Here is a 6,472-nt window from a genome sequence, read left to right as displayed (position 1 = left end):
TTTATCATTCCAACCATCACCGTGATGGAAGGCATGCTCGGGGGCAGAATAAATGACGAATTGTTGCTGCAGGCCCCGCCAGCCTGGCTGAAGCCGGCAGCGATAAACAGTTTAACGGAGCGTTTCAGCCATGCTGCAATCCCCACAGACCGTTTTCAGCTGTTAAATGCCAATACTAAACTGATGGCCGATGCCGGTATCTTACTGCTGGCCGGCTCTGATGCACCCAACCCCAATACGGCCCATGGTGTCAGTTTAATCGTGGAAATGGTGCTGTTGCAACGGGCTGGCGTGCCACTGTTGCAGGTACTGCAAAGTGCTACGTCTGCGCCGGCACAAGCCTTTGCTCTTAACGAGGTGGGATATTTGCGGCCGGGCTACAAAGCCGACATGTTGCTGCTTAACGATAACCCGATGACAGACCTGACCACTTTGCTGGCACCGGCAGCAATCTGGAAAAATGGCTGGCGGCATCAGCCATCACTGCCGGTGGCAAATAAGGCCGTGGTCAGCGGGCTGATCGCCGATTTTACTGCTGACTTAAGCGCCCGTAGTGGCAGTTTTAGCGCCAGCAGCGACAGCATGATGCAGGGCAAGTCATCAGCCGCCATCAGCGTACAGCATGGGGTCCTGCAGGTAACAGGTGCCAGCCGGCCTGGTTTTGCCTATCCCTGGGCTGGAGTCGCCTGGCAAACCGGTGACAATATCGAGCAGGGCAGTAACCTCAGTGCGGTTAATACGGTACGTTTTACCATACGCGGCACCCCGGGCGAGTACCGGCTGGCTGCATTTTCAGCTGGCAGCTTTATGCCCGTCAGCCAGCGTTTTGCTGTGACTGCCGACTGGCAAACCGTTGAACTGCCGCTGTCCGCATTTAACGGCTTAAATACGCAGGCCGTTAGCATGTTGCTGTGGAATGGCCCTGCGGGCGAATTCAGCTTTGAACTGGATGACATCGTCTTAGAATAAGCCGTTTTACGGGGCTAACCGGTATTTTTCCAACCGGTACAGCAGGGTTTTATAAGGCAGTTGCAACAGCTTGGCCGCCTGGGCTTTATTGCCGCCCGCGCGATTCAGTGCCTGCTGCAGACAGTCTTGCTCATGCTGCTGCCAGTTCAGCCCCTCTGCCGGCAGCATAAACTTGCCAGCAGCGGCGCCACTGCTGGTTAACCCTGCCAGCAGTTCCTGCTCATCATCCAGTAAAACGAAGCGCTCTATCCGGTTAGCCAGTTCGCGTACATTGCCGGGCCAGGGGTAATCCATTAACTTTTTCAGCGTGGTTTTGGTTAAAGCGGGAGCTGAAAGCTGATAGCGTTGCTGACTGATCCTCAGAAAATGCTGTATTAACTGCGGAATATCCTCACTGCGCTGGCGCAGTGCCGGCATATGCAATGGCACCACATTTAACCGGTAATATAAGTCTTCCCGAAAGCGACCGTCGTGTACGGCCTGGGCTAAATCCTGATGGCTGGCGGCAATTAACCGTACATCCAGCGTGATTTCCTGATGACTGCCCAGCCGGGTGACTTTGCCCTCCTGCAGCAGGCGCAACAGCTTTGCCTGCAGACTTAACGGCAGTTCAGCCACTTCATCCAGAAATAAGGTACCACCGGCGGCGGCTTCAAACTTACCGGCTTTTGCCTGATGGGCACCGGTGTAGGCGCCTTTCTCAGCGCCAAACAGCTCTGCTTCAGCCAGTTGCTCAGGAATGGCGCCACAGTTAATGGCGATAAAAGGCCCTTTACAGCGGGACGATAATTGATGCAGGGCGCGGGCAGCCAGTTCTTTGCCGGTACCGCTTTCGCCACTGATCAGCACCGTCGCATCGCTGTTTGAAACCCGGTTAATGCGTTGAAACAACTGCTGCATGCAGGGGGCTTTACCAATTAAATCGACCAGTTGGCGTTGCTCACTCAGCTGCTGGCTTAACTGGCGGTTCTGGCTGCGTAGCCGCTTGGCGGCTAAGCCTTTGCTCACCGCCAGCAGCAGTTCCTGGCGCTTAAACGGTTTGGGTAAATAGTCATCAGCGCCAGCCTGGATTGCTTCAACCGCATGGCTGACCGAGCCATAAGCGGTGGCGACCACAAAACCCAGTTCCGGCAGGTTACTGCGCACATAATTTAAGATGGTTAAACCGGTGTCATTCGCCAGTTTCCAGTCACTGAATACCAGTTCTATCTGGGGGTGTTGCTTCAGCAGCAGCAACGCATCTGGCACGGTGGCCGCGCAGAATACCTGATACTGTTCGGCCTGTAACAATTTAGCGAGTAGTTGACGTTGCTCATTATCATCCTCGACCAGCAGTATCGTTGCTGTCATTGCGCTGCTCCTGCAAAAGTGACCGTAGCACAGCAGCCACCCTGCGGCCGGTTGTGTAGTGTAATGGTGCCGTGATAATACAGTTTCAGCAGCCGGCTGGCGAGATACAGCCCCATGCCGGCGCCATCAGCTTTACTGGAGCAATGCGGGCTGAACAAGCGCGGTTCTATATCAGCACTGATCCCCGGGCCATCGTCACAAATCGTCACCTGTATCTGTTGCGGGCTGCTTTGCACATCAATACTGATCTGACCGCGGCCTGTTACTGCTTCAGCGGCATTGGCTAACAGGGTATGAAAAATACTGCGCAGTTCGGCTTCGGCACCGGCCAGACTGGCTCCGCTGTCACCACTGAGCTTAAAATTCAAGTTATCATTACTGAATTCCAGCAATAAATCATCCAGCACATTTTGCAGTACTACCTGCTGGCTGCGATTTATGTCAGCACAGCTTAGCGTTAGCATGGCAGTCAGGTTGCGGTTGATATGCTGCATTTTCTGTTCAGCCTGTTCACTTAAGCGCTGGCGCAAAGCCGGATCATCACTACTGGCGACCTGCTCCAGCAATAAGCTTAAGGTGTGAATAGGATTACGCAACGCGTGCACCATACCGCGGCTGATTTCGCCCAGCTCTGCTAAATGCTGTTGTTGCTGATGCTGCTCTGCCTGTGCAGCCAGGGCTGCCAGCTGGCGGCTCATCTGATTAAATTGCTCGCTGACATAACGATACTCGGCTAAACCGGTGACCGCGACCTGCTGTCCGAGCTGCCCCTGCTGTAACTGCTTAAAGCCCCCTACCAGCCGCTGCAGCGGCTGGATAAGCCGGTGGCCCAGCCATAGCGCGACCAGCATGGCCAACAGGGTACTGGCGGCAATCAGCAACATCGTGTAGCGGGTAAATTCGGCAATCAATGGCCCGGCATGCCAAAAGCGGCCACTCTGGTGTAACTGCTCGGCCCGGGCGTGCAGTTTTTCCGCATCTATCTGAGCCAGAATACGCTCCACCGCCAATTGCTCGTGCCTGCCAGCTTCGGCAAGTTCTTCAATATTCAGCAACTGACCGTCTCTTTCGATCTCAATGATTTGCACCTGGCGCTGTCTGGGCGCGGCACCGGGCGGCGGTGGCGGAGAAGGTGGACGTTTAACAATCGCTTCAAGCTGGCTGGCAGTCTGTGCCAGCACAACCCGGGTCATTTCGCTGCTGCTACTGCTGATTTGCTGCTCAATCTGACCCTGAAAAAACCGCACCAGCCAAATCTGACTTAGCGCCATAATCAATAATAAAAATACAATACCCAGACTGAGTACCCAGCGAATTGACATATTACTGCTCTGATAACCGACTTTGTAGCTTAGCTTACAACCACTGTGCCAGTTTGCCAAAATCGCGATCAACAGCGACTATCAACACGTTAACCGCTATGGCCAGTCTGCTGCCAACTGAAATTATCCCGATATCGGGATGTCCGGTGGCAGATATCAGGATAATAATAGCGAGGAATTCTCCAGCTATCTGATTTTAAATGATAAAAATATTGGCATTGATCTTTCATTGTTATGGCTGCAGAGATATCTGGCAACTGATAAACACAAGGAGCAACCTTATGAAAATAAGCATACTGACTGCAGCACTGGTTACGCTGTTAACCGGCTGTGCTTTGCCGCAGGCACAGGCAGAGCAGCCGGAGCAGGTAAAAGAACAGGAAACCCGGATTGTAATTATGCAGGACGGTGAAAAGAAAGAGTGGCGCTTTAGCGGGGAGAACTGGCGTGACAGTGCCGAGTGGCAGCAATTCAGCGCTGAACTGGCACCGGAGCAACGGCAGAAACTGGAGAAGCTGTTAACAGAAGCGCCGCCGGCGCCCCCCGCGCCGCCTCATCCACCAAAAGTAAACTGGCATGAATTTGAGAATGTTAAGCATATCGTGGTGCGCCGCGGTGATGGCGAACCCGATGAACACCGGATTATTGAGATCCATGCCCAGGCAAAGGAACATAAATTTGAGGCAATAAAACGCTTACTGGAAAGCGCTGATTTAAGCCAGGAGCAGTTACAGCAGCTGCAGGCACTGCTGGATAGTAAACATTAGGATCCGGCCAGAGCCGCGTTGCCGGTCCGCTAATCCGGGCCGGCTTTTTAACCTAACGTAACCTTGAGCCTGGCAGCAGTTCGTGCTTCACTGATAACAGCCAATAGCAGAGTAAGTGCGGAGCAGTTGATGACAGAGCAAACCCCGGGCTCCTTTTCGCTGGCTGAGCATAAAGCACAGCCGGAAACCCATACCGTATTTAATCAGCCGGCTGCGCTGACACCGTACAATACCTATTTATCAGACCTGACATTGCAGTACTGGACCGCGCGTTTTGAAGGTGACTACGCCAATGCCAGACTGCGCGACTACGGCGCCCTGTGTGGCGGTGAACTGGCAGAGGCCGGGATACTGGCAAACCGGTATCTGCCGGAATTTCACTCGCATGACCGTTTTGGCAACCGGATTGATGAGGTTCGCTTTCAGCCGGCTTATCATCAGCTGATGCAAGCCGCCATCTCCGCCGGCATGCATGCGCTGCCTTGGACAGCGCCTCAGCCTGGTGCCCATGTTGCCCGGGCTGCGCTGGTGTATCAGCATATGCAGGCTGATGCCGGCACAGGTTGCCCGCTTACCATGACATTTGCCGCGGTACCGGCGCTGGCGCATGCTCCTGAACTTGCCAGAGACTGGCTGCCGAAAATAACCGCCAGTCAGTATGACGAGCGGAATATTCCTTATTTTGCCAAAAAAGGCCTGACCATCGGCATGGCGATGACCGAAAAACAAGGCGGCTCCGATGTCCGGGCCAATACTACCCGGGCGTACCCGCTGGCGACCAGTGGTGAATATGAACTGGTGGGGCATAAGTGGTTTTGCTCTGCACCGATGTGTGATGCGTTTTTAACCCTGGCTTATACCGATGCCGGTTTAAGTTGTTTTTTACTACCGCGCTGGCGGCCTGACGGCAGTAAAAACCAGTTTTATATTCAACGATTAAAAGACAAGCTGGGCAATTGTTCTAATGCTTCGTCAGAGGTGGAATTTCGTGGTGCTTTTGCCTGGCGGGTGGGTGACGAAGGCCGGGGTGTTGCCACCATAATTGAGATGGTCGCCATGACCCGCTTTGATTGTATGACCGGCTCAGCAGCACTGATGCGGGCAGCACTGGCCCAGGCACTTCAGCACACGGCCGGGCGCAGTGCTTTTGGTAAAAACTTGCAGCAGCAACCGCTGATGCAAAATGTGCTGGCTGATCTGGTGCTGGAAAGTGAAGCGGCGCTGGCGCTCAGTATGCGGGTGGCTCATGCGCTAGATTTACCGGAGCAGCCACAGCAGCAACACTTTATGCGCCTGGCCACGGCAGTAGGCAAATACTGGATATGCAAACGGGCACCGCAGTTTTGTTATGAAGCGATGGAATGTATTGGTGGGGTGGGTTATGTCGAAGAGAATATACTGCCGCGGTTGTATCGGGAAGCGCCGGTTAATGCCATCTGGGAGGGCTCTGGCAATGTGCAGTGTTTAGATGTACTGAGAGCCATTACCAAAACGCCAGAGGTCATGGCTGCTTATTTTGCTGAGCTGGAACACAATAGCGGCCAGAACACACTATACGATAAATTTGTTTCGCAATTAAAGCCACAGTTCAGCGATACGGACAGCCTGCAATACCGGGCCCGCACTGTGGTCGATCAGATGGCGTTAGCGCTGCAGGCAAGCGTATTGCTGCAATACGGTGAGCCATGGCTGGCAGAGGCCTATATCAGCAGCCGGTTAACGCCGGGCTGCCGTGTAAACTTCGGTACCTTACCGGCGGGTATTGATTGTGCGGCGCTTATCAGCCGGGCCCAGCCAAAACTTTGACCGGGCCACTGCTCTGTTTACCAGGGCAATTCACTGCCATTGCTGTGGTAAAACTTGCCGCTATTGGCCCGGCTCAGCTCGCTGATCAGGCCGGTTAAACGCCGGGCGGCTTCATCGGGGCTGATATCGCCGCCGTAACTAACCATTTCAGTCTGCACATAACCGGGGTGGTAAATGCCAACACTGATGTTGCGCGGCGCCAGATCGTTAGCCAGTGATACGCTGCCGGCATTTAAGGCGGCCTTAGCCATCCGGTAA

Annotated in this window: 5 protein-coding genes and 1 pseudogene; 3 read left to right on the top strand and 3 right to left on the bottom strand. The window is 54.1% G+C overall.

What is annotated here, in order from left to right; genetic code table 11:
• The coding region (locus R3177_RS12180) for an amidohydrolase family protein (RefSeq protein ID WP_318971301.1) at window positions 1-969 on the top strand (969 nt) is incomplete at its 5' end.
• A 6-nt stretch (window positions 970-975) separates the two neighbouring features.
• On the opposite strand, the gene R3177_RS12175 is transcribed toward R3177_RS12180, so the two are convergent.
• Together R3177_RS12175 and R3177_RS12170 are read right to left on the bottom strand one after the other, a co-directional pair.
• On the bottom strand, window positions 976-2,319 hold the full coding sequence (locus R3177_RS12175) for a sigma-54 dependent transcriptional regulator (protein WP_318971300.1): 1,344 nt from the start codon (window positions 2,317-2,319) through the stop codon (window positions 976-978).
• Window positions 2,316-3,641, bottom strand: a complete 1,326-nt coding sequence (locus R3177_RS12170; RefSeq protein ID WP_318971299.1) for a HAMP domain-containing sensor histidine kinase — start codon at window positions 3,639-3,641, stop codon at window positions 2,316-2,318. The genes R3177_RS12175 and R3177_RS12170 overlap by 4 nt, the downstream gene beginning before the upstream one ends.
• 281 nt (window positions 3,642-3,922) lie before the next feature.
• Here R3177_RS12170 and R3177_RS12165 point away from each other — a divergent pair, with 281 nt between their 5' ends.
• The gene (locus R3177_RS12165; RefSeq protein WP_318971298.1) at window positions 3,923-4,408 is read left to right on the top strand and encodes a hypothetical protein; all 486 of its coding nucleotides are present in this window, start codon (window positions 3,923-3,925) and stop codon (window positions 4,406-4,408) included.
• A gap of 129 nt (window positions 4,409-4,537) precedes the next feature.
• Window positions 4,538-6,214 (top strand): acyl-CoA dehydrogenase family protein, encoded by a 1,677-nt coding sequence (locus R3177_RS12160; protein WP_318971297.1) that lies wholly within the window; start codon window positions 4,538-4,540, stop codon window positions 6,212-6,214.
• Between the two features lie 17 nt (window positions 6,215-6,231).
• Here the strand turns inward: R3177_RS12160 and R3177_RS12155 are convergent.
• Window positions 6,232-6,472: pseudogene (locus tag R3177_RS12155) on the bottom strand (short-chain dehydrogenase); the annotation flags it as partial.

This window comes from Arsukibacterium sp. (assembly GCF_033722355.1).
In the GTDB taxonomy this organism is placed as follows: Bacteria; Pseudomonadota; Gammaproteobacteria; order Enterobacterales; family Alteromonadaceae; genus Alishewanella.
The sequence above is the reverse complement of the archived record's forward strand: the minus strand, read 5'-3'. Positions and strand labels throughout refer to the sequence as shown.